The 25,729-nt window shown below is 71.1% G+C and carries 23 protein-coding genes; 20 read left to right on the forward strand and 3 right to left on the reverse strand.

The genetic code is table 11. The features are described from left to right. Window positions 1-90 precede the first annotated feature (90 nt). Window positions 91-1,284, forward strand: coding sequence for a glutamine-hydrolyzing carbamoyl-phosphate synthase small subunit (gene carA, locus ACFQPS_RS09925; RefSeq protein WP_377358579.1), 1,194 nt, complete (start codon window positions 91-93; stop codon window positions 1,282-1,284). A 79-nt stretch (window positions 1,285-1,363) separates the two neighbouring features. On the opposite strand, the gene ACFQPS_RS09930 is transcribed toward carA, so the two are convergent. Further along, window positions 1,364-2,005, reverse strand: coding sequence for a DUF3618 domain-containing protein (locus ACFQPS_RS09930; RefSeq protein ID WP_377358581.1), 642 nt, complete (start codon window positions 2,003-2,005; stop codon window positions 1,364-1,366). A 219-nt stretch (window positions 2,006-2,224) separates the two neighbouring features. Here ACFQPS_RS09930 and ACFQPS_RS09935 point away from each other — a divergent pair, with 219 nt between their 5' ends. From ACFQPS_RS09935 to chrA, 5 genes are all read left to right on the forward strand, one after another. Next, complete coding sequence (locus ACFQPS_RS09935; RefSeq protein WP_377358582.1) at window positions 2,225-2,566, forward strand: hypothetical protein; 342 nt, start codon at window positions 2,225-2,227, stop codon at window positions 2,564-2,566. An 83-nt stretch (window positions 2,567-2,649) separates the two neighbouring features. After that, entirely contained in the window at window positions 2,650-3,168 is a 519-nt protein-coding gene (locus ACFQPS_RS09940) for a hypothetical protein (protein ID WP_377358584.1), read from the forward strand. A 220-nt stretch (window positions 3,169-3,388) separates the two neighbouring features. Further along, a complete protein-coding gene (carB, locus tag ACFQPS_RS09945; RefSeq protein ID WP_377358586.1) occupies window positions 3,389-6,676 on the forward strand; it encodes a carbamoyl-phosphate synthase large subunit in 3,288 nt (1,095 codons plus the stop codon). A 103-nt stretch (window positions 6,677-6,779) separates the two neighbouring features. Next, window positions 6,780-7,253, forward strand: coding sequence for a transcription elongation factor GreA (gene greA / locus ACFQPS_RS09950; protein WP_377358588.1), 474 nt, complete (start codon window positions 6,780-6,782; stop codon window positions 7,251-7,253). Window positions 7,254-7,388: 135 nt separating this feature from the next. Next, window positions 7,389-8,741 carry a chromate efflux transporter gene (gene chrA / locus ACFQPS_RS09955; RefSeq protein WP_377358590.1) on the forward strand — a complete coding sequence of 451 codons (1,353 nt, stop codon included), beginning with the start codon at window positions 7,389-7,391 and terminating at the stop codon, window positions 8,739-8,741. A gap of 101 nt (window positions 8,742-8,842) precedes the next feature. Here the strand turns inward: chrA and ACFQPS_RS09960 are convergent, their stop codons facing one another. Next, complete coding sequence (locus ACFQPS_RS09960) at window positions 8,843-9,358, reverse strand: Lrp/AsnC family transcriptional regulator (protein WP_377358592.1); 516 nt, start codon at window positions 9,356-9,358, stop codon at window positions 8,843-8,845. Between the two features lie 130 nt (window positions 9,359-9,488). Between ACFQPS_RS09960 and ACFQPS_RS09965 the strand changes: the two genes are divergently transcribed. The 6 genes from ACFQPS_RS09965 to ACFQPS_RS09990 all read left to right on the forward strand — a co-directional run bounded on the left by ACFQPS_RS09965 (window position 9,489) and on the right by ACFQPS_RS09990 (window position 15,498). Further along, window positions 9,489-10,484 (forward strand): mitochondrial fission ELM1 family protein, encoded by a 996-nt coding sequence (locus tag ACFQPS_RS09965; protein ID WP_377358594.1) that lies wholly within the window; start codon window positions 9,489-9,491, stop codon window positions 10,482-10,484. A 103-nt stretch (window positions 10,485-10,587) separates the two neighbouring features. Continuing rightward, a complete protein-coding gene (locus ACFQPS_RS09970; RefSeq protein ID WP_377358596.1) occupies window positions 10,588-11,262 on the forward strand; it encodes a 2OG-Fe(II) oxygenase family protein in 675 nt (224 codons plus the stop codon). Window positions 11,263-11,303: 41 nt separating this feature from the next. After that, window positions 11,304-13,235, forward strand: coding sequence for a hypothetical protein (locus tag ACFQPS_RS09975; protein ID WP_377358598.1), 1,932 nt, complete (start codon window positions 11,304-11,306; stop codon window positions 13,233-13,235). Between the two features lie 53 nt (window positions 13,236-13,288). Beyond that, window positions 13,289-13,702, forward strand: coding sequence for a DUF350 domain-containing protein (locus ACFQPS_RS09980; protein WP_377358600.1), 414 nt, complete (start codon window positions 13,289-13,291; stop codon window positions 13,700-13,702). Between the two features lie 106 nt (window positions 13,703-13,808). Beyond that, window positions 13,809-14,318 (forward strand): DUF1190 domain-containing protein, encoded by a 510-nt coding sequence (locus ACFQPS_RS09985; protein ID WP_012567200.1) that lies wholly within the window; start codon window positions 13,809-13,811, stop codon window positions 14,316-14,318. 4 nt (window positions 14,319-14,322) lie between these two features. Beyond that, window positions 14,323-15,498 (forward strand): glutathionylspermidine synthase family protein, encoded by a 1,176-nt coding sequence (locus ACFQPS_RS09990; RefSeq protein ID WP_377358602.1) that lies wholly within the window; start codon window positions 14,323-14,325, stop codon window positions 15,496-15,498. Window positions 15,499-15,501: 3 nt separating this feature from the next. Here ACFQPS_RS09990 and ACFQPS_RS09995 read toward each other — a convergent pair whose 3' ends face one another. Continuing rightward, window positions 15,502-16,287 (reverse strand): MerR family transcriptional regulator, encoded by a 786-nt coding sequence (locus ACFQPS_RS09995; RefSeq protein WP_377358604.1) that lies wholly within the window; start codon window positions 16,285-16,287, stop codon window positions 15,502-15,504. A 174-nt stretch (window positions 16,288-16,461) separates the two neighbouring features. On the opposite strand from ACFQPS_RS09995, the gene pdeM reads away from it, so the two are divergent. From pdeM to ACFQPS_RS10035, 8 genes are all read left to right on the forward strand, one after another. Continuing rightward, a complete protein-coding gene (gene pdeM / locus ACFQPS_RS10000; protein ID WP_377358606.1) occupies window positions 16,462-17,187 on the forward strand; it encodes a ligase-associated DNA damage response endonuclease PdeM in 726 nt (241 codons plus the stop codon). A 381-nt stretch (window positions 17,188-17,568) separates the two neighbouring features. After that, a complete protein-coding gene (locus ACFQPS_RS10005; RefSeq protein ID WP_377358608.1) occupies window positions 17,569-19,068 on the forward strand; it encodes a cryptochrome/photolyase family protein in 1,500 nt (499 codons plus the stop codon). Between the two features lie 53 nt (window positions 19,069-19,121). Next, window positions 19,122-20,459, forward strand: a complete 1,338-nt coding sequence (locus tag ACFQPS_RS10010) for an NAD(P)/FAD-dependent oxidoreductase (RefSeq protein ID WP_377358610.1) — start codon at window positions 19,122-19,124, stop codon at window positions 20,457-20,459. Window positions 20,460-20,467: 8 nt separating this feature from the next. Then, window positions 20,468-21,214: a DUF1365 domain-containing protein gene (locus tag ACFQPS_RS10015; protein ID WP_377358612.1), complete on the forward strand. Its 747-nt coding sequence runs from the start codon at window positions 20,468-20,470 to the stop codon at window positions 21,212-21,214. A 118-nt stretch (window positions 21,215-21,332) separates the two neighbouring features. Further along, on the forward strand, window positions 21,333-22,583 hold the full coding sequence (locus tag ACFQPS_RS10020) for a class I SAM-dependent methyltransferase (protein WP_377358615.1): 1,251 nt from the start codon (window positions 21,333-21,335) through the stop codon (window positions 22,581-22,583). 72 nt (window positions 22,584-22,655) lie between these two features. Beyond that, on the forward strand, window positions 22,656-24,080 hold the full coding sequence (locus ACFQPS_RS10025; protein WP_377358616.1) for an MFS transporter: 1,425 nt from the start codon (window positions 22,656-22,658) through the stop codon (window positions 24,078-24,080). Window positions 24,081-24,082: 2 nt separating this feature from the next. Beyond that, complete coding sequence (locus ACFQPS_RS10030; RefSeq protein WP_377358618.1) at window positions 24,083-24,661, forward strand: DUF3833 domain-containing protein; 579 nt, start codon at window positions 24,083-24,085, stop codon at window positions 24,659-24,661. 145 nt (window positions 24,662-24,806) lie between these two features. Then, the gene (locus tag ACFQPS_RS10035; RefSeq protein ID WP_377358619.1) at window positions 24,807-25,676 is read left to right on the forward strand and encodes a 50S ribosomal protein L11 methyltransferase; all 870 of its coding nucleotides are present in this window, start codon (window positions 24,807-24,809) and stop codon (window positions 25,674-25,676) included. Window positions 25,677-25,729 lie beyond the last annotated feature (53 nt).

Here is a 25,729-nt window from a genome sequence, read left to right on the forward strand (position 1 = left end):
CATGCGACGGACGCGCCCGCACGGATGCCCCCTCGCGGGGACGTCCGGTCTATATGATCGCCGGTTTCCCAGAAGGTAAGGGCCCCACCGATGACCGACGCCGCTTCCCCGGCCACTTCCCCCCGCGCGTCCGCCACCCCCCGGCCCGAGGGCGCCACGGGCGTCCTGGTCCTGGCCGACGGGACGCTGCTCTGGGGCCGCGGCATCGGGGCGGCCGGGCACCGCGTGGGCGAGGTCTGCTTCAACACCTCGATGACCGGCTACCAGGAGATCCTGACCGATCCCAGCTACGCCGGCCAGATCATCACCTTCACCTTCCCGCATGTCGGCAATGTCGGCGCCAACCCCGAGGACATCGAGACGGTGACCCCGGCGGCCCGCGGGCTGGTGCTGAAGGCGGACATCACCGATCCCGCCAACTGGCGCGCCACCCGGCATCTGGACGACTGGCTGAAGACCTTCGACCTGGTCGGCATCACCGGCATCGACACGCGCCGGCTGACCCGCCGCATCCGCGATGCCGGGGCGCCGACGGGCGTGATCGCCCACGCGCCCGACGGCCGCTTCGACCTGGACGCCCTGCTGGCGCAGGCCCGCGCCTGGCCGGGGCTGGAAGGCATGGATCTGGCGAAGGAGGTGTCCTGCCGCCAGACCTACGGCTGGACGGAGACGGGCTGGACCCTGGGCCAGGGCTACGGGACCCTGGAGACGCCGAAGCACCATGTCGTCGCCGTGGATTTCGGGGCCAAGCGCAACATCCTGCGCTGCCTTGCCAGCGCCGGCGTGAAGGTCACCGTGGTGCCAGCCACCGCCACCGCGGAGGAGGTGCTGCGGCACCGGCCGGACGGCGTCTTCCTCTCCAACGGCCCGGGCGACCCGGCGGCCACCGGCGACTATGCCGTGCCGATGATCCGCGGCGTCATGGAGTCGGGCGTGCCGATGTTCGGCATCTGCCTGGGCCACCAGCTCATGGCCCTGGCGCTGGGCGGCCGCACCACGAAGATGGAGCGCGGCCACCGCGGTGCGAACCACCCGGTCAAGGATCTGGCCACCGGCCGGGTCGAGATCACCAGCCAGAACCACGGCTTCGTCGTGGTGCCGGAGAGCCTGCCGGAGACGGTGGAGGTCACCCATGTCTCCCTGTTCGACGGCACGAACGAGGGGCTGCGGCTGAAGGGCCGGCCGGTCTTCTCGGTGCAGTACCACCCCGAGGCCAGCCCCGGCCCGCAGGACAGCCACTACCTGTTCCAGCGCTTCGTGGACGCGATCGAAGGTCGCTACTGAGCCCGCAGGGCCACCAGCAGGGCACGACGAACGACGGCGGGACCCGCGGGTCCCGCCGTTTCCATGTGCGCGCCCCGGATCAGGAGCGGCCGGGATCGCGGTATTTCGGGTCCGTCGCCTCCTGCGCGGTGGAGTGGCCGCCGGCGCGGTAGCCGACGACATCCTCGGCCATCGGCGGCCTGCTGCCGGCTCTCGTCGCCCCCGCTCCAGCGGCCGCGCCGGCCGTTGCCGCCGCAGCAGCAGGGCCGGTGTCCGCCCCGCTCCGGTCGCTGTCGCGGAACGCCTCGGCAGCATCGCGGGCCGACTGCGTGCCGGGCTGCCGGCCGATGATCTCGTCCGCACCGGGCGAACGGCCGGGCCGGGCCGACCGTCCGTCATCCTCGACATGGCTGTGGTGTGTTTCCGCCCGCGGGTCCGGTCCCAGGCGCCGGCGCATCGGCGTATAGCGCGACACCGACCCGGATGACGGATGGCGGGTCATCTCCCAGGCCAGCCACGCCACACCGACACCGATGAGGGCGAGCGGCAGCGGGTTGCGCGCGACCACGTCCAGCACATCCTCGGTCATGGCGCGGCCGCGACGGCTGGTGCGCACCCAGGTCACCGCCCCGTCGAGCAGGCTTTCCGGTTGCAGGCGCCGCTCGATCTCCGCCGCCGTGCGGCTCATGTCGCGGCGGGTCTCCTCGATCTCCCGCTCGATCTCCTCGGACCGTGTGGTCATGGCTGTTCCTCCGCAGTCTTTCTTCCAGGCGCTGTCTTCCGGGGGGCCGGCAGCGGCCTCCCCCGTCGGCAGGGGAAACAGCCGGAAGCGGCTTCCGTCCCGGCGCCGGATCGCGGCCGGCTATCCGAAGGAATCTGCGGGGCACCGATGGATCATGTTAAGTTCTGGTAAAATGTTTGTGGACGATCATACGTCCCGCGTCAGGTGAACGAGGCATTAATGGGCGTTTTCGACTTCCTCAAGGTCACGGTCGTCGAGAAGACGGTCGTCGCCAGCTACAAGGCGGCCCTGACCGTGGACGGGAAGCCCCTGCCCGTCGCCAATCTCGGCATGGACAGCGTCACGGCCGGCGCGCCCGGAAAGCTGAAGCAGGGCCAGCGGGTGACCTTCGCCCTGGCCCTGACGGACCCGAAGGAAAGCCTGTCGATCCGCGGCACCGGCGTGGTCGCCAGCGTGGACAAGGCCCAGGCGAAGATCCAGTTCCAGGGCCTGCCGGACCAGACGCGCCAGCAGGTCGCCCGTTTCCTGGCCCGCTACCTGATCAACCGTCCCGCCTCCTGACCGGGCGGGAGTGCCGCCTGTCCGGCCGGCCGGCCGGCTGCTATCATGCCGCCCCGGCATGGATATTCTGCGGATCGCGGGTGATGGGACGAGGGGCGGGAACGACAGGCATTCCGGTGCGGGGCGCCGCCGCGCTGCTGGCGGCCCTGCTCCTGCCGACCGTTGTCCTGCCGCCGACGCCCGCCATGGCGTCGGAACGGTTGAAGATGCAGCGCACGCACGACGGGGATGTGCGCGCCCTGCCCTACGATCCCGATCCCCCGCCCGCCGTCGCGGAGCCGCGGCCGCCCTGGCAGTCGAAGAACCGCATCGTCTACGCCTTCGACCGGCCGGCGCGTTCCCGCCTCGCCTACTCCGCGGAACTGAGCACCGCTTGCCGCCGCGGTGAGTTCCTGCAACGGGTGGACATGCTCTACCGCGCCTTCGGGCCCGGCGAGCAGCCGCTGGGCGTCGCCTACGGGGCCATGGCGATCAACCTGATCGACCCGAAGCGCCGGCGGCAGGCCGACATGGTCTATTTCTTCCACCGCCAGGACACGGGCCGCTGCGCCGTCTATGAGGCGCGGCAGGAGACTCTGCGGCCCTGGTTCGTCGGCCCCTGAGGCGGTCCCTGAGGCGGCCCCCGCTCCGGCAGCGGGGTCCCCGCCGGAGCAGGCCGGAGGGCGACTGCATCGCAGGGCGGCATCCTCGACGCTTCCCACCCGGGGACGCGCCGTCTATATAGGTCGGTCAGCCGAAGCATCCCCCGCGCCCTGGCCTTCGGTCCGGGGCGGAGGATGCTTTTGCGCGACCACGAAGACCCCATGACCGCGGCCTGATCCCATGCCCAAGCGCACAGACATCACGTCCATCTGCATCATCGGCGCGGGGCCGATCGTCATCGGACAGGCGTGCGAGTTCGACTATTCCGGCGTGCAGGCCTGCAAGGCCCTGCGGGAGGAGGGTTACCGGGTCATCCTGGTCAACTCCAACCCGGCGACGATCATGACCGATCCGGGCATGGCGGACGCCACCTACATCGAACCGATCACGCCGGCCATGGTCGCCAAGGTGCTGGAGCGCGAGCGGCCAGACGCCCTGCTGCCCACCATGGGCGGCCAGACGGCGCTGAACACGGCGCTGGCCCTCTTCAAGGACGGTACGCTGGACCGGCTGGGCGTGGAGATGATCGGCGCCAAGGCCGACGTCATCGCCAAGGCGGAGGACCGCCTGCTGTTCCGCGAGGCGATGGACAAGATCGGGCTGGAGAGCCCGCGCTCGCGCCTCGTGAAGACCTATGACGAGGCGCTGGAGGCGCTGGCCTTCGTCGGCCTGCCCGCCATCATCCGCCCCAGCTTCACCCTGGCCGGCACCGGCGGCGGCATCGCCTTCAACCGGGTCGAGTTCGAGGAGATCGTGAAGGGCGGCCTGCGCGCCAGCCCGGTCGGCGAGGTGCTGATCGAGGAGTCGGTGCTGGGCTGGAAGGAGTACGAGATGGAGGTTGTCCGCGACAGCCGCGACAACTGCATCATCGTCTGCTCCATCGAGAACATCGACGCCATGGGCGTGCATACGGGCGACAGCATGACCGTCGCCCCGGCGCTGACGCTCACGGACAAGGAATACCAGATCATGCGCAACGCCTCGATCGCGGTGCTGCGCGAGATCGGGGTGGATACCGGCGGCTCCAACGTGCAGTTCGCGGTCTGCCCGGACACCGGCCGCATGGTCGTGATCGAGATGAACCCGCGCGTCAGCCGCAGCTCGGCGCTGGCGTCGAAGGCGACGGGCTTCCCCATCGCCAAGATCGCCGCCAAGCTGGCCGTCGGCTACACGCTGGACGAACTGACCAACGACATCACGAAGACGACGCCGGCCAGCTTCGAGCCGACGATCGACTATGTCGTCACCAAGATCCCCCGCTTCGCCTTCGAGAAGTTCGCCGGCGCCGACAACACGCTGACCACCAGCATGAAGTCGGTGGGCGAGGCCATGTCGATCGGCCGCACCTTCGCCGAATCGTTCCAGAAGGGCCTGCGCTCGCTGGAGACGGGCCTGACCGGGCTGGACGAGGTGGACCTGACCGACGGCACCGGCGTCGTGGACCATGCGCGGATGCGCGCGCTGCTGTCGCGGCCGACGCCGGAGCGGCTGCTGATCGTGGCCCAGGCCATGCGCCACGGCTGGACGGTCGAGCAGATCTACGAGGAGTGCAAGTACGACCCCTGGTTCCTGCGCCAGATCGAGGCCATCGTGAAGACCGAGGCCGAGATCCGCGACGCCGCGGGCGCCAGCCTGCGCGATGCGCAGGCGCTGGCCCGCTACAAGGCCATGGGCTTCTCCGACGCGCGGCTGGCGAAGCTGGTCGGCTGGAGCGAGGAGCAGGTGTCCGAGGCGCGCCGCGCCGCCGGCATCCTGCCGGTGTTCAAGCGCATCGACACCTGCGCCGGCGAGTTCCCCAGCGGCACGCCCTACATGTACTCGACCTACGAGGGCAACGGGCTGCAGCCGGCGGAGGACGAGAGCGAGCCGTCCGGCCGCACCAAGGTCGTCATCCTGGGCGGCGGGCCGAACCGCATCGGCCAGGGCATCGAGTTCGACTACTGCTGTGTCCATGCCGTCTACGCCCTGCGCGACGCCGGGTTCGAGACGATCATGGTGAACTGCAACCCGGAGACCGTCTCCACCGACTACGACACCTCCGACCGGCTCTATTTCGAGCCGCTGACGGCGGAGGACGTGATCGAGCTGGTCCGCCGCGAGCAGACGAACGGCAAGGTGCTGGGCTGCATCGTGCAGTTCGGCGGCCAGACCCCGCTGAAGCTGGCGGATGCGCTGGAGAAGGCCGGCATCCCCATCCTGGGCACCACGCCCGACGCCATCGACCTGGCGGAGGACCGCGAACGCTTCCAGAAGCTGCTGCACCAGCTCCAGCTCCGCCAGCCGGCCAACGGTCTGGCGCGCAGCCTGGAGGAGGCGGAGCGGGTCGCCCGCGAGATCGGCTTCCCGGTGGTGATCCGGCCCAGCTACGTGCTGGGCGGCCGGGCCATGGAGATCGTCCACGATCTGGCCGGGCTGCACCGCTACATCCACACCGCCGTGAAGGTGTCGGGCCGGAACCCGGTGCTGATCGACAGCTATCTCCAGGACGCCATCGAGGTGGACGTGGACGCCGTGTCCGACGGCGAGACGGTCTATGTCGCCGGCATCATGGAGCATATCGAGGAGGCGGGCATCCATTCGGGCGACAGCGCCTGCGCCCTGCCCCCCTACACGCTGCCGAAGCCGGTGGTGGACGAGCTGGCGGCCCAGACGGTGAAGCTGGCCAAGGGACTGGGCGTCGTCGGGCTGATGAACGTGCAGTTCGCCGTGAAGCAGAGCGCGCCCGGCGAGGGCGACGCGACCGGCTTCGACGTCTACATCCTGGAGGTCAATCCCCGCGCCAGCCGCACGGTGCCCTTCGTCGCCAAGGCGACCGGCACCGCCATCGCCAAGGTGGCGGCGCGCATCATGGCCGGCGAGACGCTCTCCGCCTTCGATCTGAAGGGCGCCTTCCCCGGCCACACGGCCGTGAAGGAAGCGGTGTTCCCGTTCAACCGCTTCCCCGGCGTGGACATCGTGCTGGGGCCGGAGATGCGCTCGACCGGCGAGGTCATGGGCCTGGACCGCGACTTCGCGCTGGCCTTCGCCAAGAGCCAGCTCGGCGCCGGCGTCAGCCTGCCCCGCAGCGGCACCGTCTTCATCTCGGTGCGCGAGCGCGACAAGCCGGCCATGGTGCCGATGGCGAAGCGGCTGGTGGAAACGGGGTTCCGGATCGTCGCCACACGGGGTACGGCGAAATATCTGGCCGACCACGGCATCGAGGTGGCGGCCGTGAACAAGGTGCTGGAGGGCCAGCCCCACATCGTGGATGCGATGATCAACGGGGATGTGGTCCTGATCTTCAACACCACCGAAGGGGCGCAGGCACTGTCGGACAGCTTCAGCTTGCGCCGCGCGGCGCTGACCAATAACATCCCTTACTACACAACGGTGGCGGGGGCCCGGGCGGCGGTCGAAGCCATCTCTGCGCTGAAGACCGGCAGTCTTGAAGTGGCGCCGCTCCAGTCCTACCTGAGCGGGTCATACTGAGGGCTTGGGCCGGCGACGCGGGGAAACCCGCGTCGGCCGGTTCGTATTGTTCGGCAGCAACCGTGTTCCGCAGGAACACTGTCCAGACGGGTAGCCTGACAAAATGGAAAAAGTTCCGATGACGGCCCGGGGTTTCAACCGGCTGCAGGAAGAGCTGAAGCACCTCAAGAGCGTCGAGCGGCCTGCCGTGATCAAAGCGATCGCCGAAGCACGCGAACACGGCGATCTGTCGGAGAACGCGGAATACCATGCCGCCCGTGAGCGCCAGAGCTTCATCGAAGGCCGCGTCATGGAACTGGAGGACAAGATCAGCCGGGCCGAGGTGATCGACCCGACGAAGCTGTCCGGCAGCGCCATCAAGTTCGGGGCCACCGTGACCCTGGCCGATGAGGACACCGACGAGGAGGTGACCTATCAGATCGTCGGCCAGGATGAGAGCGACATCAAGGCGGGTTTCATCTCCATCACCAGCCCGCTGGCCCGCGCCCTGATCGGCAAGCAGGTCGGCGACAGCGTGGAGGTGACCACGCCCGGCGGCTCGAAGAGCTACGAGATCACCGGAATCCAGTTCAAGTAGCCGGCTCCGGCCCGCCCGCCCGCTCCGACGCCCGCCTCCTGGCGGGCGTCCGCGTCTGTGGGCCTTGCGCACCCTTGCGCCGATGGCGGCCGGCGCCATCTCTGGGCGGACAGCGACCCCGGGAGCGCCCGCCGCATGACCGCCAGAACGACGACGGCCACCGTGGTGGCGCGCCCTGTTGAGACGGGGGACACGGAGACGGGGGGCGCGGAGGCGCCCCGGCCCTCCTTCGCGGAGGCGCTGCGCTTCTGGCTGAAGCTGGGCTTCATCAGCTTCGGCGGCCCGGCCGGACAGATCGCCCTGATGCAGACGGAACTGGTGGACAGGCGCGGCTGGATCGACCAGCGCCGCTTCCTGCACGGGCTGAACTTCTGCATGCTGCTGCCCGGTCCGGAGGCACAGCAGCTTGCGACCTATGTCGGCTGGCGGCTGCACGGCATCCCCGGCGGACTGGCGGCGGGCCTGCTGTTCATCCTGCCGGGGGCGCTGCTGCTGCTGGGCCTGTCCTGGCTGGCGGCGGCGCATGGCGATCTTGCCTGGGTCGAGGCGCTGTTCAACGGGGTGAAGCCGGTGGTGGTGGCGATCGTCGCCGCCGCGCTCTGGCGCATCGGCGCCCGCACCCTGCGCGGCTGGCCGTCGCTCGCGCTGGCCGCCGCCGCATTCCTGGGCATCTACGCGCTGGAAGCCCCCTTCCCGCTGATCGTGCTGGCGGCCGCCTTCATCGGGGCCGGTGCCGCGGCCCTGGGGCACAGCCCCTTCGCCCTGCCCGGAGCGGCCGGGGAAGACGGGCCGCTGCCGCCGGAGGCCCTGCCGGGTCCCCTGCGGCTGCTGAAACTGGCGGGACTGTTCCTGCTGCTGTGGGCAGTGCCGGTGGGGGCCGTGCTGGCCCTGGCCGGGACGGAACCCTATGCCGCCATCGCCGCCCTGTTCACCAAGGCCGCCTTCGTCACCTTCGGCGGCGCCTATGCCGTGCTGCCCTACATCGCCGAGGCCGGCGTCGCCCGGGGCTGGCTGACGCCCGACGACATGCTGAACGGCCTTGCGCTGGCCGAGAGCACGCCCGGCCCCCTGATCCTGGTGACGCAGTATGTCGGCTTCTTCGCCGGCTGGAGCACGCCGGGCGGCCTGCCGCCCGTCTGGGCCGGGGTGCTGGGCAGTGCGCTGACGCTGTACGTCACCTTCCTGCCCTGCTTCCTGTTCATCTTCGCTGGCGCCCCCTATGTGGAGACGCTGATCCGCAACCGGCTGGCCGCGGCCGCGCTGGCGGCCGTCACGGCGGCAGTCGTGGGGGTGATCCTGAACCTGGCGGTGTTCCTGGGAACCCACGTCTTCCTGCCGGAGCCGGGCCGGCCGGACCTGTTCGCCCTGGGGCTGGCGGCTGCGGGCCTGCTGGCGCTCCTGCGCCTGACCTGGCAGGTCCACTGGCTGGTGCTGGCGGGCGCCGCCGCCGGACTGGCCCGGGCGGCGGTGACGGGGGTGCTGCCGTGACGGTGCTGCCGTGATCCGGCGGCTGTAGAGGGAGCGGCTACGGGAGGACAGGGCCGGGAGCCGGCCCGGAGGGAACCGGGGCCGCGCTCACGCCACCGCGCTCACTCCTCCTCGTCGTCCTCGTCCTTGATCTCCGGCCCGACCTCCACGTCCACGGGCACGCCGGGCGCGAATTTCGACTGCCGGATGGCGAGAGCCGACTTCACATGGCTGACGTTGGGTGCGGCCGTGAGCCGCGTGGTAAGGAATCGCTGGTACGAATCCCAGTCGGAGGCGACGATCTTCAGCAGGAAGTCCGTCTCCCCGGCCAGCATGTTGCACTCGCGGACCTCGGGCCAACTGTTGACCAGGTCCTCGAATCTCTTAAGGTCCTGCTCCGCCTGGGAGGAGAGGCCGACCTGGGCGAACACGGTGACGTGGAACCCCAGAGCCTCCGGATTGATGTCCGCATGGTAACCACGGATATAACCAGCCTCCTCCAGGGCGCGGACGCGCCGAAGGCAGGGGGGCGCGGAGATGCCGGCGCGACGCGCCAGTTCCACGTTCGTCATACGGCCATCCGCCTGAAGGTCACGGAGGATGCGCCGATCGATCCGGTCGAGTTTGACCCGCCGCATGTTGATTTCTTGAGGCTCCGGGGGTTGGTGTTTGGGAAATGATATTACACGAGCCATCCACGGGCGCCAAGAGACGCCCGCTGCCCTTCGCTCTTCCGTCTGTTCGCTCGGGGTATCGGGAGACGCGCCGATGACGGCGGCTCCGATGGCGGCACCTGTCTGCTGGGTGATGTCCGACGGCAAGGCGGGCATGGAGAACCAGTGCCTCGGCCTTGCCGAGGCCGTGGGCGCGCACCCTATCATCAAACGGATCGCACTCAAGACCCCTTGGCGGCAGACCACCCCCTATCTTCCGATCAGTCTGGGGCTCGCCCTGGCGCCGGAGTCCGATCCGCTGACCCCGCCCTGGCCGGATCTTCTCATCACCTCCGGCCGCCAGGCGGTCGGACTGGCGCTGCTGATCCGCCGCCTGAACCGCGGCCGGACCTTCTGCGTCCACATCCAGAATCCGGGCGTACCCTTCTCCCGCTTCGACGCGGTGATCCTGCCGAAGCATGACGAGAAGTGCGGCCCCACGCTCATCACCACCCGCGGCGCCCTGCACCGGGTGACGCCGGAGCGGCTGGCCGAGGCCGCCGGCCGCTTCGCGCCCGCCGTGGCGCACCTGCCGCGGCCGCGGGTGGCGGTGCTGATCGGCGGGTCGAACGGTGTCTACCACCTGACCCCGACGGTGATGGGGGACGTGGCGGAGAAGCTCTCCGATCTGGCCCGGCGCGAGGGCGTCGGGCTGATGGTGACGCCGTCCCGCCGCACGGGCGCCGACAACGAGGCCATCCTGCGCGCCCGGCTGGCGGGGCTGCCGGCCACCGTCTGGGACGGCACGGGCGAGAACCCCTATTTCGGCTTCCTGGGGCTGGCGGACGCGGTGGTCGTCACCTGCGACAGCGTCTCCATGGTGTCGGAGGCGGCGAGCACCGGCAAGCCGGTCTACGTCATCGAACTGGAGGGCGGCTCGCCGAAGTTCCGCCGCTTCCACGAGATGATGTACGCCGACGGCATCGCCCGGCCCTTCACCGGGGTGCTGGAGTCCTGGAGCTATACGCCGCTGGACGATACCGCGCGCGTCGCGGCGGAGGTGCAGCGGCGCATGGCGGTGTGGCGGCAGCGGCTCCGCAGCGCCGCCTGAGTCACAGGGCGCGGCGGATGTACCACCTGCGCGTGCCGACCCTTGACCGGCCGGCGCGCGCGTCCCACCTGCCAACGGTCCGCGACCCAAGACGGGGCCTGCCATGAGCGCACCCGCGACGACCCTGAAAGACCCCCCGGCCGGCGCTGTGGCCGGCGGCCTGATCGACCTGGAGCGGTTCCGGGCGACGCCCCTCTCCCCCGATCCCTACGACCATCTGATCGTGCCGGGTTTCATCCGGGCCGAGGCGCGCGACGCGGTGAACCGCGACTTTCCGCGGATCACCCAGCCGGGCAGCTTCCCCGCCTCCGAACTGCGCTTCGGTGTGGTCTTCGCCCGGCTGCTGGCGGAGATCCAGGGGCCGGAGATGACCCGCGCGTTTGCGGAGAAGTTCGCCCTGGATCTGTCCGGAAAGCCGACCATGGTCACGGTGCGCGGCCAGGCCCGTGCCAAGGACGGCCGCATCCACACCGACAGCGACAGCAAGATCATCACCGTCCTGATCTACATGAACCCGTCCTGGGAATCGCCCGACGGGCGGCTGCGCCTGCTGCGCTCGCCCGACCGGCTGGACGATGCGGCAGTGGAGGTGCCCCCCGAGGAGGGCACGCTGCTGGCCTTCCGCAACGGGCCGACGGCATGGCACGGCCATTCCAGCTTCGTCGGCCAGCGCCGGGTCATCCAGCTCAACTGGGTGACCGATGCGGGCGTCGTCCGGCGCGAGCAGTTCCGCCACGCCGTGACCGCCCGGCTGAAGCGGCTGAACCCCTTCCGCTGATCCGCGATCCCCCTGTCGTCCCCCCTCCCCGGAAGCCGCCCATGGCCCTGCGCATCGAGACCTTCAGCAACGTCACCGGCGGCAGCAGCACCTTCAAGGCGCTGGGGCACCCGCTGGCGGCCCGCCAGGGGCACGGGCTTCTGCGCCGGCTGGCGGAGGAAGGGCCGGTCGCGCTCTTCGATCCGCTGGGGCTGGCCGAGCCCTTCGCGGAGCTGTGGCCGCTGCACACGGTGGAACTGACCGGCGTTCATGTGCAGGACGTGGAGCGCATCGGCCTGCCGCTGCTGGGCGAGCGGGCGATGCCGGTGACCGCCATTTCGGAGAGCACGGCGCGCATCCTGTTCGTCGTGGCCTTCGATGCCGACCGGCTGGTGGCACAGATCCGCCACCTGATCCCGCCGGGAACGAAGGTGCTGAGCCTGGACGCCCTGAGGCTGCCGGCGGAGATGCTGACCGATCCGGTCCGCTATCTGGCGCCGTTGAACTTCGCCACCAACTTCGCCTTCTTCCGCGATTCGGGCGGCCACCACACGCGGCTGGTGACGGCCAACTACTGGTCCGCCTATGGCGCCGCCTCCCCGCGGCTGTGGCTCTGCCTGTTCGACCACACGGGCACGGTGCTGGCGGAGTGGACGGAGACCCTGCCCGAGGCCTGCGGCACCGTGGTGATCGACAGCGCCGAGGTGCGCCGCCGCTTCGGCCTGCCGGAGTTCGTCGGCCAGCTTTTCGTCCATGTCGTCGGCGCCGCCGGGCACGACGTGGTGAAGTATGCGCTGGACACCTACGGCAGCGATCCGCACGTCCTCTCCTGCACCCACGACGCCAACGCCTGGCCGGCGGACTTCTATGCCGGCCTGCCGGCGCCGCAGCCGGGCGAGCGGGTGATCCTCTGGGTGCAGAACAGTCACCCCGCCCCCATCCCCGCCGGGGAGGTGGCGCTGAATCCGATGGGGCGCGACGGGGAGGCGGTGGCCCTGCGGCACGAGGTCCCCGCCTTCGGCAGCTACGCCCTGGACGTGGCGGAGCTGCTGCCCGAGCTCCGCTGGCCGCGGCAGATCGAGGTGCGGGCGGGTCGCCACTTCGTCCGCCCGCGCTACGAGGTGGTGCGCGAGGCGCCGGGCCGGCCGGCACGCCGGCGCATCGCGCACCCCAATGTCGAGCGCACCGACCTGATGCCCGACCCGCACCTGCCGGAGCTGGGCGGGCTGCTGGGCAAGGGCTTCATCCTGCCGGCCCCCGTCTTCCCGCCGGGGCGCTTCCGCTCCATCGCCCTGCCGACGCCGATGGCGCGCAGCCAGGAGCGCCTGCCGCTGCGGGCCATCCTGTACGATGCCGACGGGACCGAGGTGGCGCACCGTTCCCTGGGGCTGCTGCCGCGCGACCACGCCACGGCGCTGGACGTGGAGACACTGCTGGAGGGGCACCGGCTGCGCGCCGGCTACGGCCACCTGGAGCTGATCTACGACTTCGCCCTGGGGGAGGAGGCGGACGGCTGGCTCCACGCGCTGTTCCGCTACGAGGACCGCGAGAGCGGCCACGCGGCGGAGACCAGCTTCGGCGCCCACATGTTCAACACCTGCCTTGTCTACCGCGGCGAGCCGCAGAGCTATGCCGGGCGTCCGCCGGGCCTGTCCACCCGGCTGTTCCTGCGCACCGGCATGGACGCCGCCACGGAGACCTTCTGCCACCTGATCTATCCGGCCAGCACGCCCTGGCGCCAGCGTTCGGACACTTCCCTGATCCTGACCCGCCGGGACGGGTCGGAGGTGGCGCAGCGGCATGTCCGCATCGCCTGCTCGGGCAGCTACCGCTTCCAGGTCGGCGACACCTTCGACGCGGCGGAACTGCGCGAGGCGGGCCCGGACGCCCATGTCCTGGTCCGCGACACCACCTGCCGACTGTTCGGCTATCACGGGCTGATCCGCGACGGGCGGGAGGGCGCCTTCGCGCTCGACCACATGTTCGGGTTCTGACAGTCTGGCCCCCACCGCGGGCGGAGCAACCGCCCCATCCGGGAGCCAGAACCATGGAACCGCTGCTGAGCTACAGCCTGTCCAACTTCCCCGCCTACCTCGCCTATGCGGGGTCGCTGGCCGTGCTGATGACGGTGTTCGTGCTGATCTATGTCTGGATCACGCCCTACAAGGAGATCGGCCTGATCCGGGCGGGCAACACCGCCGCCGCGCTCAGCTTCTCCGGCGTGCTGATCGGATTCGCCATTCCGGTCTCCAGCGTCGCCGCCTCGGCGGGCAGCCTGCTGGACATGCTGATGTGGAGCGCCATCGCCCTAGTCGGCCAGCTCCTGGCCTTCCTGATCGCCTCGCGCCTGATGGGCGACCTGCGCGAGGGCATCGAGCACGACAAGGCCAGCTACGGCATCCTGCTGGCCGGCCTGTCCATCACCACCGGCATGATCAACGCCGCCAGCCTGACCTACTGACACAGGACCGATGGACGCAACGGGAACCGTCCGGACCGGCCGAACCTTGCGCCGGGGCCGCGGCGTTCCCTTCTATTCACCGTCGCACGGGGTTCGGAGAGAGGGAATGCGCAAGTCGAAGAACGTCGCCACGCTGCTGGCCGGCGGGGCCCTGCTCAGCCTGGGGCTGACGGGCTGCGATCCGGCGCAGGAGGAGGTGCAGATCTATCCGGGGCCGCAGGCCTGCGCCGAGGAGCGCCCGGCCGCCGAGTGCGAAGCCGCCTTCGGGGAGGCCCAGCGCCAGCATCTGACGACCGCGCCGCGCTTCACCTCCAAGGAGGAGTGCGAGGCGGAGATGGGACCCGGCGCCTGCACCGTCGTCGAAAGCGGCCAGGGCAGCGTGTTCATGCCGCTGATGGCGGGCTTCCTGCTGGGCCGGATGCTCAGCGGCCCGAATCCGGTCTATGTCGACCGCCGCGGATTCGCCCATGCGCCCGGCGGCACGCTGGGCCGCCTGCCCGGCGGCCGCACCACCCTGAACGGCCCGGTCCGCACCAGCGCGCCCCGGTCCGTCGTCAGCGGCACCAGCCGCGGCGGCTTCGGCAGCACCGGGCGCAGCTTCAGCGCGGGGAGTTGAGGCCGTGCGCCGTCTGACCCTGGCGCCACGCCCCGACTGGCAGGCCAAGCTGGAGGCGCTGGGCTTCGACTTCCACAGCGGTGGCGGCGTGCCCTACTGGGACGAGAGCGTCGCCTGGGAGTTCACCGCCGCGGAGATCGACCGGCTGGACGATGCGGCGGTGGAGCTGCACCGCCTCTGCCTGGAGGCCGCGGCGCATGTGGTGGCGCACGGCCGCTGGGACGCCCTGGGCATCCCCGCCCACTGGGGGCCGCTGCTGCGGGCGAGCTGGGAGCGCCGGGAGGGCACCGACCGCGCGCTCTACGGCCGCCTGGATCTGGCCTGGGACGGCAGCGGCGAGCCGAAGCTGCTGGAATACAACGCCGACACCCCGACCTCGCTGTTCGAGGCGTCGGTCGTGCAGTGGCAGTGGCTGGAAGACCGCTTTCCCGGCACCGACCAGTTCAACGGGCTGCACGAGGCGCTGCGCGACGCGCTGGCCGCCCGCCCGGAGCTGGCCCGCGGCCTGCACCTGAGCTGCATCGTCCCGCACCAGGAGGACGAGGGCACGGTGCGCTATCTGGAGGGCGTGGCGCTGGACGCCGGCCGCCCCACCAAGTTCGTGCCGATCGACCAGATCGGCTTCAACGACCGGCTGGGCTTCGTGGACCAGCATGAGCAGCCGATCCACGCCCTGTTCAAGCTCTATCCCTGGGAGTGGCTGCTGCGCGAGCCGTTCGGCGCCGCCCTGGCCGAGGCGGTGGCCGCCGGCCGGCTGACGGTGATCGAACCGGCCTGGAAGCTGCTGCTGTCCGGCAAGGGCCTGCTGCCGCTGCTCTGGGAGCTGTTCCCCGGCCATCCGAACCTGCTGCCGGCCTACCGCGAGCGCACCCGCTTCCCGGCCGGCAGCACCGTGGTGGCGAAGCCGCTGTTCGGGCGGGAGGGAGCCAACGTCTCCATCGCCCGGCTGGGACCTGACGGCCGGCCGGAGGGGGCACCGCTGGTCAGCATGGCCGGCCCCTACGGCGAGGAGGGCTGGATCTACCAGGAGTTCACGAAGCTGCCCGAGGCCGGCCCCGGCCGGCACGCCGTGCTGGGCGTCTGGCTGGTGGACGGGGCCGCCAAGGGCATGGGCATCCGCGAGGATGACGGACTGGTCACCCGCGACAGCGCCCGCTTCGTGCCGCACCTGTTCCGCTGAACCTCAGCCGGCGGCGCGGGCGGCCTCGGCCACGCGGGTCATGAAGGTCCAGACGTCGCGGCTGAGGGCCAGTTCGCCCAGATCCTTGCCCTCGGGATCGCGCTCCAGATAGCGGCTCCAGACGGCGGCGGCCTTCGCGGCTTCCGCCGGGTCGCCCTGGGTGAAGCGCTCCGTCAGCGCCCGCCAGCGGGCCAGGAGCGCCTGCGCCTCGGGCGAGGCCGGGTCGCCGCCGGCCGCCATGAACGCCTTCACCTCGGCCACCAGGCCGTTCCAGGCGGCGCCGACCTGCTGCTGCTCTTCCGCGGAGATGCCGCCCTTGCGGGCCGCCCATTCCGCCTGCTCCTCGGGACTGTAGAGTTCGTCCATCACGTCCTGGAGCGCCTTGGGTGTCTGCTGCGTCGTCATCGTCCTCACCAGATCGCAGAGGGTTTCCAGGGAGGGCTGTTCCGGCCCGTCGAGGCGGCGCAGCGCCGTGAGCGTGAGCGTCAGCCCGCGCTGGGCCGCGGCCAGCCGGTCGCGCCAGAGCGCGGCCTGCATCTCCAGCAGCCGCGGCAGCGCCGGGTCGCCGGCCGACAGCAGGGCGGCGATGCGGGACAGGCCGAAGCCCATCGCCCGCAGCGCCACCACCGCCCCCAGCCGCTCCAGCTCCGCCGGGCCGTAGACCCGCCAGCCCTTCGCCGTCCGGGCGGGGCGGATCAGGCCCTCGCGCTCGTAGACCCGCAGGGCGCGGACCGTGAGGCCCGTCCGCCGCGCGCATTCCGACGCACTGAGAAACCGATCCGCTTTCATCCCGCCTCTCCCGGACGGCCCCGTCGGGCCGCCCTCCCCTGCCCGCCATCGCGCGGGCCCCACCTTCGTTAAGGTATGACCCAGGGTCCGGCTCAAGGGGGATTTTTCCGGGCGCGGCGACCCACGCGGACGGTCGGGCTTGCCCGGCCGTTCCGGCTATGTTCTGTTGCCGGCATGACCGACCGTACCATCCCGCTGAACGGCGCCCGGCTGCTGGCCGATCTGTCCGGGGCGCTCCTCTGGCCCGAACGGGGCTGGCTGGTGGTGGCCGACCTGCATCTGGAGAAGGGCTCCGGCTATGCCGCCCGCGGCACGCTGCTGCCGCCCTACGACACCGGCGCCACCCTCTCCCGGCTGGAGGAGGCGGTGGCGCGGCTGCGGCCGGCGCGGGTCGTCTGCCTGGGCGACAGTTTCCACGACCGCGCGGCCGCGGCCCGCGTCCCGGCGGAGGACGGGCGGCGGCTGGCAAGGCTGACGGCGGCGCTGGACTGGGTCTGGATCGCCGGCAACCACGACCCGCTGCCGCCCGGCGACTGGGGCGGCACGGTGCTGGAGGAGATCGTGGAGGGGCCACTGGCCTTCCGGCACGAGGCGCTGGCGGGACCCGTGGCGGGCGAGGTGTCGGGGCACTACCACCCCAAGGCGGCCGTGCTGGTGCGCGGCCGGCGGCTCAGCGCGCGCTGCTTCGCATCCGACGGGCGCCGGCTGATCCTGCCCGCCTTCGGGGCCTATGCCGGCGGGCTGAACGTGCTGGACCCGGCCGTGGCCGGGCTGCTGGGGCGGGACTTCCGGGTCTGGCTGCTGGGGCGGGAGAAGGTCCACGCCTTCCCGGCCGCGCGGCTCTCGCCCGAGGCGCCGGGCCCGGCGGCGCTTCCCGCCCGACAGGCCGGCCGCCGCTGAAGGCCGCCGCTGGGGGGGCCTGGAGAAGACCGGCCCTGAAAAGGACTGGCCCGGAGCGCGGGGGAACGCTCCGGGCCTTTACGAGCCGCCACCGCTGCGGAGGAGAGGGTGTCCCGGGAAAATGCCCGGGCCACCCGACCGGCGACGCCCATGGGTAGTCAATTAGGTACGGATCGGGCCGCTGCAAGCGGTGTTCCGCTGGAAATCTGCACAGCTTGACAAGGGGCCCCGCCGGCGTTCCCGAGCCGGTCCGGAGCGACCCGCAGGACCCGCTTTTCTGCGGACCGGGACCGTGCAGAAAAGCGGAAGGGGCCGGACAAGGCGTTGACGGATCGTCCTGACGGCACACTTAACGGGATCATTCCTTCGGCTACCCCTTCCATGCGCGCCGCCCCCATCCTCGTCTGGTTCCGCCAGGACCTCCGTCTCGGCGACAATCCCGCCCTGAGCGACGCCGCCCGCAGCGGCCGCCCGGTCGTGCCGGTGTTCGTCCTGGACGACGACACCCCCGGCGACTGGCGGCCCGGCGGCGCCTCGCGCTGGTGGCTGCACCACAGCCTGGCATCCCTGGGCCGGTCGCTGGCGGCGGCAGGCTCGCCGCTGGTGCTGCGCCGCGGCCGGGCCGACATCGTGATCGGGTCGCTGCTGCGGGAGACCGGGGCCGGCACCGTGCTCTGGAACCGCTGCTACGAACCCTGGGCGATGGAGCGGGACGGCCAGATGAAGGCCGACCTGCGCGCCGCGGGCGTGGAGGCGAGGAGCTTCAACGGGTCCCTGCTGCGCGAGCCGATGACGGTCCGGACCGCGGCCGGCGAGCCCTACCGGGTGTTCACGCCGTTCTGGCGCGCCGTCTCTTCCAGCCCGGACTGGCCGGAGCCGCTGGCCGCGCCCGACCGGCTGATGCCGCCGGAGACCGCGCCCGCGTCGGATGCGCTGGAGTCCTGGGGCCTGCTGCCGACGACGCCCGACTGGGCCGGCGGGCTGCGGCAGGCGTGGCAGCCGGGGGAAGCGGCGGCGACGGCGCGGCTGCGCGCCTTCCTGGACGGCGCCGCCGCCGACTATGCCGACGGACGCGACCGGCCCGGCAGCGACGGCACCTCCCGCCTGTCGCCGCACCTGCATTTCGGAGAGATCTCGCCGCGGCAGGTCTGGGCGGCGACGCGCGACGCGATGCTGTCCGGCAACCGGCCCGAGCACCGGCGGCACGCGGAATCCTTCCTGCGCGAGCTGGGCTGGCGCGAATTCTGCTACAACCTTCTGTACCATTTCCCTAAACTTCCGGAACGGCCCCTGAACCCCCGTTTCGAGGACTTCCCGTGGCAGCCGGACAGCGCAGCACTGGACTCCTGGCGGCGCGGTCGCACCGGCTATCCCATCGTCGATGCGGGCATGCGCCAGCTCTGGACCACGGGCTGGATGCACAACCGCGTCCGCATGATCGTCGGCTCGTTCCTGGTGAAACACCTGCTGCTGCCCTGGCAGGAGGGGCAGCGCTGGTTCTGGGACACGCTGGTGGACGCGGATCTGGCGAACAATGCCGCGGGCTGGCAGTGGATCGCCGGCTGCGGCGCCGACGCCGCCCCCTATTTCCGGGTCTTCAACCCGGTGTTGCAGGGCGGGAAGTTCGACCCCGACGGACGCTATGTCCGCCGCTGGGTGCCGGAACTGGCCGCCCTGCCCGACAGGCTGATCCACCAGCCCTGGACCGCCACCGCGGAGACCCTGCGGCGCGCCGGCATCCGGCTGGGCACGGACTATCCCCTGCCCTGCATCGACCACAAGCGGGGCCGGGACCGCGCGCTGGCCGCCTTTGCCACGCTCAGGCAGGCGGGCGACGCTGCGGCCCCCGATGCCGCGGACCCCGACGCTGCGGCCCCTTGAGAAAACGCACCATTCGACGCCTTGGAACCGACTGACGAAGGGAACTGGAGATCATGCGGATCGCTGTGATCGGGGCTGGCATTTCTGGGTTGAGTGCCGCCTGGCTGCTGGACCGGCACGGCCATGACGTCACCGTCTACGAGCAGAACGCCTATCCGGGCGGACACTCCAACACGATGGACGCCCCCGCGCGCAACGGCGGCACGGTGCCGGTGGACACCGGATTCATCGTCTACAACGAGCACACCTATCCCAACCTGACCGCGATGTTCGAGCATCTGGGGGTGGAGACGGACCGCTCGAACATGTCCTTCGCCGTCAGCCTGGACCGCGGCCGGCTGGAATATTCCGGCAGCAATCTGGCCGGCATGTTCGCGCAGAAGCGAAACCTGCTGTCGCCGTCCTACCACCTGATGCTGCGCGACATCATGCGCTTCTACAAGGCCGCGCCGAAGCTGCTGGACGACCCCGCGGTCACCGGCATGACGCTGGGCGAGTATCTGGTGCATGAGCGGTTCGGCCACCGCTTCATCTACGACCACCTGCTGCCCATGGGGGCGGCGATCTGGTCGTCCACCATCGCGGAGATGCTGGCCTTTCCGCTGCACTCCTTCATCCGCTTCTTCCACAACCACGGTCTGCTGAACCTGAAGCGCCGGCCGCAGTGGCGCACGGTGCGGGGCGGCAGCCGCAGCTACGTCGCCAGGCTGGTCTCGCAGCTCCGCGGCCCGGTCCACACGGGCCGCGCCATCAGCTCCCTGCGCCGGACCCCGGCGGGGGTGCAGGTGCAGGACGCCGAGGGCCTGTCGGAGCTGTACGACCACGTCATCATCGGCGCCCACGCCGATCAGGCGCTGGCCATGCTGACCGACGCCAGCGAGGACGAGCGCCGCATCCTGGGCGCCTTCCGCTTCCAGATGAACCGGGCCGTGCTGCACCGCGACCCGGTGCTGATGCCGCGGCGGCCGAAGGCATGGTCGAGCTGGAACTATCTGGCGAACGGGACGCGCGACCGGCAGGCCAAGGTCAGCGTCACCTACTGGATGAACCTGTTGCAGAACATCGACCGGCGCAGCCCGCTGTTCGTCACCCTGAACCCGATCGTCGAGCCGCAGCAGTCCCTGAAGATCAAGGAGTTCATCTACGACCACCCGATGTTCGACGCCGCCGCGGTGAACGCGCAGCAGGAGCTGTGGCGCATCCAGGGCACGCGCCGCACCTGGTTCTGCGGCGCCTGGTTCGGCTACGGCTTCCATGAGGACGGGCTGTCGGCCGGGCTCGCGGTGGCCGAGGCGCTGGGCGCCAAGCGTCCGTGGAGCGTGACCGACGCCTCCCCCGCCGGGCGCAACGCCCGGCCGCGCGGGGCCGAACTGGCCCCGACCGCCGGATGAGACCGCCCATGGGAGAGCATGCGCTCTATCTCGGCCGCGTCATGCACAGCCGGCTGCGGCCGTTCCGGCACAGGTTCGACTACCGGGTCTATTCGCTGCTGCTGGACCTGGACGGGCTGGACCGGCTGCCCTGGCCCCTGCGGCACAACCGCTTCGGCCTGCTGTCCATCGACGACCGCGACCATGGCCGCCGCGACGGCTCCCCCCTGCGCCCGTGGGTGGAGGAGGAGCTGGCCCGGCACGGCATCCGCCTGGACGGGGGGCCGGTCCGGATGCTCTGCTTCCCGCGGGTGCTGGGCTACGCCTTCAATCCGCTGACCATCTATTTCTGCCACGGCGCGGACGGCCGGCTGGCGGCCCTGCTGTACGAGGTCAAGAACACCTTCGGCGACCAGCACGTCTATGTCTGCCCCGCCGACGGCGACGGGAGCGGGCCGGTGACGCACGCCCAGGCGAAGGAGTTCCACGTCTCCCCCTTCATCGGCATGGACGGGGAATACCGCTTCCGCCTGCGGGTGCCCGACGAGCGCCTGTCCATCCTGATCCGCCAGACCGATCCGGGCGGCGACCTGCTGCTGGCGACCTATACCGGGCAGCGGGCGGCGCTGAGCCGCGGGGCGCTGCTGGCGGCGTTCCTGACCCACCCGCTGCTGACGCTGAAGGTGATCGGGGCGATCCACTGGGAGGCACTGCGGCTCTGGCGCAAGGGGGCGGTCTTCCACCGGCGCCCCGACCCGCCGGTCCGCACCGCCTGATCCGCCGGGGCCGGCGGACCGGACGGAAGGACGGACGGCCCGACCGGCGGATGACCCCGGCAGCGAACAGACAGACAAGCAAACAAACAAAGAACCAGTCCCATGGAGGTTGAGAGAGATGACCGAGAGCAGCCTGACCGGCGGGGGGACCCTCGCCCGCGGCTACCGGCCGTCGCGGACCATGCGCCTGCTGCTGGCGACGGCGCGGGCGCTGCGCATCGGCAGCCTGACGGTGGTCCTGCCCGATGGCACGACCCACCGTTTCGAGGGGACGGAGCCCGGCCCGTCGGGCGTGCTGGCGGTGCATGACGACCGCGTGGCGCGGCGGCTGCTGACCGGCGGCAGCCTGGGCTTCTGCGAATCCTACCTGGACGGCGACTGGTCCAGCCCGGACGTGCCGGCGCTGTTCGAGATGGCGCTCCTGAACGAAGAGATGCTGGGGCGGACGCTGCACGGCCGGCCCTGGTACAGGCTGGCCTCGCACCTGGTCCACGCGCTGCGGCCGAACACCCGCACGGGCAGCCGACGCAACATCGCCTACCACTACGATCTGGGGAACGAGTTCTACGGCCGCTGGCTGGACGAGACGATGACCTATTCGTCCGCCGTGTTCGAGGGGGATGCCGACGGGACCGCCGAAGGCGCCGTCGGCAGCGCGCTGGCCGAGGCGCAGCGGCGCAAGTACGCCGAGATCGCCCGCCGCATGGGGCTGGAGCCCGGCCACCATGTGCTGGAGATCGGCTGCGGCTGGGGCGGCTTCGCCGAGTTCGCGGCGGGCGAGGTGGGGGCCCGCGTCACCGGCATCACCATCAGCCCGCGCCAGTTCGCCTTCGCCTCGGAGCGCATCCAGCGGGCCGGGCTGGGCGACCGGGTGGAGATCCGGTTGCAGGACTACCGTGACACCGGCGGCCGCTTCGACCGCATCGCCAGCATCGAGATGTTCGAGGCGGTGGGCGAGCGCTACTGGCCGGACTTCTTCGGCACGGTACGCGAGCGGCTGGCCGAGGGCGGCCGGGCGGCGCTCCAGATCATCACCATCGCCGACCGGCATTTCGAGCGCTACCGCCGCGGCGGCGACTACATCCAGCGCTACATCTTCCCCGGCGGCATGCTGCCCTCCCCCACCGCCCTGCGGCGGGAGGTGGAGACGGCGGGCCTGCGTTGGCGCGAGGCGGCCAGCTTCGGCCCGCACTACGCCCGCACGCTGGCGGAGTGGAACCGGCGCTTCCAGACCGCCTGGCCCGAACTGTCCGGCATGGGCTTCGACGGCCGCTTCAAGCGCATGTGGGAGCAGTATCTCTGGTACTGCCAGGCGGGCTTCAAGGCCGGGTCCATCGATGTCCTCCAGGTCGGGCTCGCCCGCGACTGACCCCCTCCCCTGTCCGGGCCGGACGGCGGCCGTCCGCCTCCGGAGACACTGACGCCAGTGGGAGCGACCGCGGTGAGGGAAGCAAAGACGGGCGGAAGCACGGGCAGAAGCACGGGGGGCGGCGCGCGCCTGTCGGCAGGACGGCTGCTGGCCTACGGGCTGCCGGCCCTGCCGCTGGCGGCGCTGACGCTTCCGGCCTTCGCGCTGGTGCCCAAGTACTATGCCGGGCTGGGGCTGCCGCTGGGGGCGGTCGGGCTGGCCATCCTGCTGGCGCGGCTGTGGGACGTGGTGACGGACCCCCTGGTCGGCTGGCTGAGCGACCGCACGCGCGGTCGCTTCGGCCGGCGCCGACCGTGGCTCGTGGCCGGGCTGCCGCTGGTGCTGCTGTCGGTCTGGATGCTGTTCCAGCCGCCGGCCGGTGCCGGCATCGCCCACCTGACCGGCTGGAGCTTCGCCCTCTATCTCGGCTGGAGCATGATGTTCGTGCCCTACACCGCCTGGGGGGCGGAGCTGTCGGGCGACTATGACGAGCGCACCCGCATCGCCGCATGGCGCGACGTGCTGTTCCTCGCCGGCTCCATCGCCGCTCCCGTGCTGGTGACCGCGGCCGGAGCGGGCGAAGCGGGCCGCGAGGGGGCGGCGCTGCTGGCCCTGGCAGTCTTCATCCTGGCAGCCCTGCCCGCGTCGGTGCTGCTGGCAGTCCTCGCCGTGCCGGAACCGGATCTGCCACCGACACGACCAAGCATAGGGCTGCGGCGCGGCTGGGTCGTTCTTGTGCGCAACGGGCCTTTCCGCCGGTTGCTCCTGGCCTATTTCCTGAACGGGTTGGCGAACGGCCTGCCCGGCCAGCTCTTCCTCTTCTATGCCGAGCATGTGCTGGGAGAGGGGGAGCGGGCGGGCATCCTGCTGCTGGCCTATCTCGTCCCCGGTCTCCTGGCGGTGCCGCTGTGGTTGGCCCTGAGCAGACGCTTCGGCAAACATCGGGTCTGGTCGTGGGCCATGCTCTGGGCCTGCGGCTGGTTCGCCCTGGTGCCCTTCCTGGGGCCGGGCGATTTCGCGGGCTTCCTGGCGGTCTGCCTGATGACGGGGGCCGTGCTGGGGGCCGATCTGGTGCTGCCGGGCGCCATGCAGGCCGATGTGGTGGATCACGACACGGTCCGCACCGGCACGCCGCGGACCGGGCTCTATTTCGCGCTCTGGGGGCTGGCCTGGAAGCTGGCGCTGGCCCTGTCGGCCCTGGGGCTGACCACGGCCGGCCTGTTCGGTTTCGCCGACCGGCCCGGCAACCCGCCGGAGGCGCTTCTCGCGCTGACGGCGATCTACAGCCTGCTGCCCATCCTCTTCAAGCTGGGGGCCGTCGCCCTTCTCTGGCACTGGCCGGTCACGGCGGAGGTCCAGGCCGACCTCCGGCGGCGGATCGAGGCGCGGCGCGCCCGCTCCCAGCCCCAGCTCCAGCCCTCTGCCCCACACCCGCCCCACCCTCCTGACATCGGATAGCCATGCTCCGCCGACTTCTCCTTCTCGCCGCCACCGTCGCGGCCCTTGCCGGATGCAGCAACATGAAGCCTGAACAGTTCGCCGGCACCGAACCGGCCCTGCACCTGGAGGAGTTCTTCCAGGGCCGATCCCGCGCCTACGGTCTGGTCGAGGACCGCTTCGGCAACGTCCGCCGCCAGTTCGTCGTGGACATCGAGGGGCGTTGGGACGGCAAGGTGCTGACGCTGACCGAGGATTTCGTCTGGAACGACGGCGAGACCGAGCGCCGCGTCTGGGAGCTGACGAAGCTGGACGAGCACACCTGGGAAGGCCGCACCGCCGACGCCATCGGCGTCGCCACCGGGCGGCTGTTCGGTCAGGCCTACAACATGAACTACGACTTCAACCTGAAGATGGGCGAGCGCCGGATGAAGGTGCATTTCGACGACTGGATGTTCCTGCAACCCGACGGCGTGCTGCTGAACCGGGCGACCATGAGCAAGTTCGGCATCGACCTCGCCACCATCACCATCGCCTTCCGCAAGGAGGGGGCGGCCGCGGCCCTGCCGCAGCCGGCGCCGGCGGAGCGCGCCGCCGAGTGAGCGCCGCCGGGTGAACATTGCCGGGTAACATTGGTGAAACCCTTCGCCCGGCGCGGACTTGTTTCCGACGCCGGGCGCGGTCTATAGAGGCGGACCGGCCCGGGGAGCGGTTCCCCGGCCGCGTCCTGCCCTGAAGGAGTGGTCCATGCAGCCCATGTGGCGCGTCGCGTTCGAGGTGCCGGAGGCGATGGCCCCGCTGTTCGCCGAGATCGTCGAACCGCACATGGACGCGGTCGCCACCTTCGAGTTGCAGGAGGGCGGCAACTGGCTGATCGAGGGGACCTCCCACGCCGAGCCGGACGGCAGCCGCCTCTCCACCAAGCTGGCCATCCTGGCGGCCTCGCTGGGCCTGTCGGAGCCGGCCCTGACGATCGAGCCGATCGCGCCCATCGACTGGGTGACGCAGACCTATCTCAGCTTCCCGCCGATCCGGGTCGGGCGCTTCTTCGTCCATGGCAGCCATCACAAGACGGGCGTGCCGGCCGGCTGCGTCGGCCTCCAGATCGAGGCCGCGATGGCCTTCGGCTCGGGCGAGCACGCCACCACCCAGGGCTGCCTGAAGGCGCTGGACGATCTCAGCCGCAGCCTGCCGCTGGGCCACGCGCTCGACATGGGCTGCGGCTCGGGCATCCTGGGCTTCGCCATCGCCAAGCTCTGGCGGGTGCCGGTGCTGGGCGTGGACATCGACGACCTCTCGGTGGAGATCGCGGCCGAGAACGCCGTGCTGAACCGGGTCGCCCATCTGGTCGATCTGCGGGCCGGCAACGGCTACGCCACGCCGGAGGTGCGCCGCCGCGCGCCCTTCGACCTGATCGTCGCCAACATCCTGGCGAAGCCGCTGGCGCGGATGGCGCCGCAGCTCCGCCGCCATCTGGCGCCGGGCGGCACGGTGGTGCTGTCGGGCCTGCTGCGCCGGCAGGAGAACATGGTGCTGGCCGCGCACCGGGCGCAGGGGCTGCGTCTGGTCCGGCGCTACCGCATCGGCGACTGGTCCACGCTGGTTCTGCGCCCGTGAGGGCGCTTGCGGGGCCGACCGGCCGGCACTAGGGTCTAGTAGTCTGGCCGCGT

Source organism: Rhodocista pekingensis, assembly GCF_042665545.1.
Classification (GTDB): Bacteria; Pseudomonadota; Alphaproteobacteria; order Azospirillales; family Azospirillaceae; genus Rhodocista; species Rhodocista pekingensis.

Coding starts and splice junctions, on each gene's coding strand:
- ACFQPS_RS10035 (WP_377358619.1), top strand. CDS start 24,807: ATGCAGCCCATGTGGCGCGTCGCGTTCGAGGTGCCGGAGGCGATGGCC.
- ACFQPS_RS10005 (WP_377358608.1), top strand. CDS start 17,569: ATGCGCGCCGCCCCCATCCTCGTCTGGTTCCGCCAGGACCTCCGTCTC.
- ACFQPS_RS09985 (WP_012567200.1), top strand. CDS start 13,809: ATGCGCAAGTCGAAGAACGTCGCCACGCTGCTGGCCGGCGGGGCCCTG.
- ACFQPS_RS10030 (WP_377358618.1), top strand. CDS start 24,083: ATGCTCCGCCGACTTCTCCTTCTCGCCGCCACCGTCGCGGCCCTTGCC.
- carA (WP_377358579.1), top strand. CDS start 91: ATGACCGACGCCGCTTCCCCGGCCACTTCCCCCCGCGCGTCCGCCACC.
- ACFQPS_RS09935 (WP_377358582.1), top strand. CDS start 2,225: ATGGGCGTTTTCGACTTCCTCAAGGTCACGGTCGTCGAGAAGACGGTC.
- ACFQPS_RS09965 (WP_377358594.1), top strand. CDS start 9,489: ATGACGGCGGCTCCGATGGCGGCACCTGTCTGCTGGGTGATGTCCGAC.
- greA (WP_377358588.1), top strand. CDS start 6,780: ATGGAAAAAGTTCCGATGACGGCCCGGGGTTTCAACCGGCTGCAGGAA.
- ACFQPS_RS09930 (WP_377358581.1), bottom strand. CDS start 2,005: ATGACCACACGGTCCGAGGAGATCGAGCGGGAGATCGAGGAGACCCGC.
- ACFQPS_RS09975 (WP_377358598.1), top strand. CDS start 11,304: ATGGCCCTGCGCATCGAGACCTTCAGCAACGTCACCGGCGGCAGCAGC.
- ACFQPS_RS09970 (WP_377358596.1), top strand. CDS start 10,588: ATGAGCGCACCCGCGACGACCCTGAAAGACCCCCCGGCCGGCGCTGTG.
- chrA (WP_377358590.1), top strand. CDS start 7,389: ATGACCGCCAGAACGACGACGGCCACCGTGGTGGCGCGCCCTGTTGAG.
- ACFQPS_RS10015 (WP_377358612.1), top strand. CDS start 20,468: ATGGGAGAGCATGCGCTCTATCTCGGCCGCGTCATGCACAGCCGGCTG.
- ACFQPS_RS09980 (WP_377358600.1), top strand. CDS start 13,289: ATGGAACCGCTGCTGAGCTACAGCCTGTCCAACTTCCCCGCCTACCTC.
- ACFQPS_RS10010 (WP_377358610.1), top strand. CDS start 19,122: ATGCGGATCGCTGTGATCGGGGCTGGCATTTCTGGGTTGAGTGCCGCC.
- ACFQPS_RS09940 (WP_377358584.1), top strand. CDS start 2,650: ATGGGACGAGGGGCGGGAACGACAGGCATTCCGGTGCGGGGCGCCGCC.
- ACFQPS_RS09995 (WP_377358604.1), bottom strand. CDS start 16,287: ATGAAAGCGGATCGGTTTCTCAGTGCGTCGGAATGCGCGCGGCGGACG.
- carB (WP_377358586.1), top strand. CDS start 3,389: ATGCCCAAGCGCACAGACATCACGTCCATCTGCATCATCGGCGCGGGG.
- ACFQPS_RS09960 (WP_377358592.1), bottom strand. CDS start 9,358: ATGCGGCGGGTCAAACTCGACCGGATCGATCGGCGCATCCTCCGTGAC.
- pdeM (WP_377358606.1), top strand. CDS start 16,462: ATGACCGACCGTACCATCCCGCTGAACGGCGCCCGGCTGCTGGCCGAT.
- ACFQPS_RS10020 (WP_377358615.1), top strand. CDS start 21,333: ATGACCGAGAGCAGCCTGACCGGCGGGGGGACCCTCGCCCGCGGCTAC.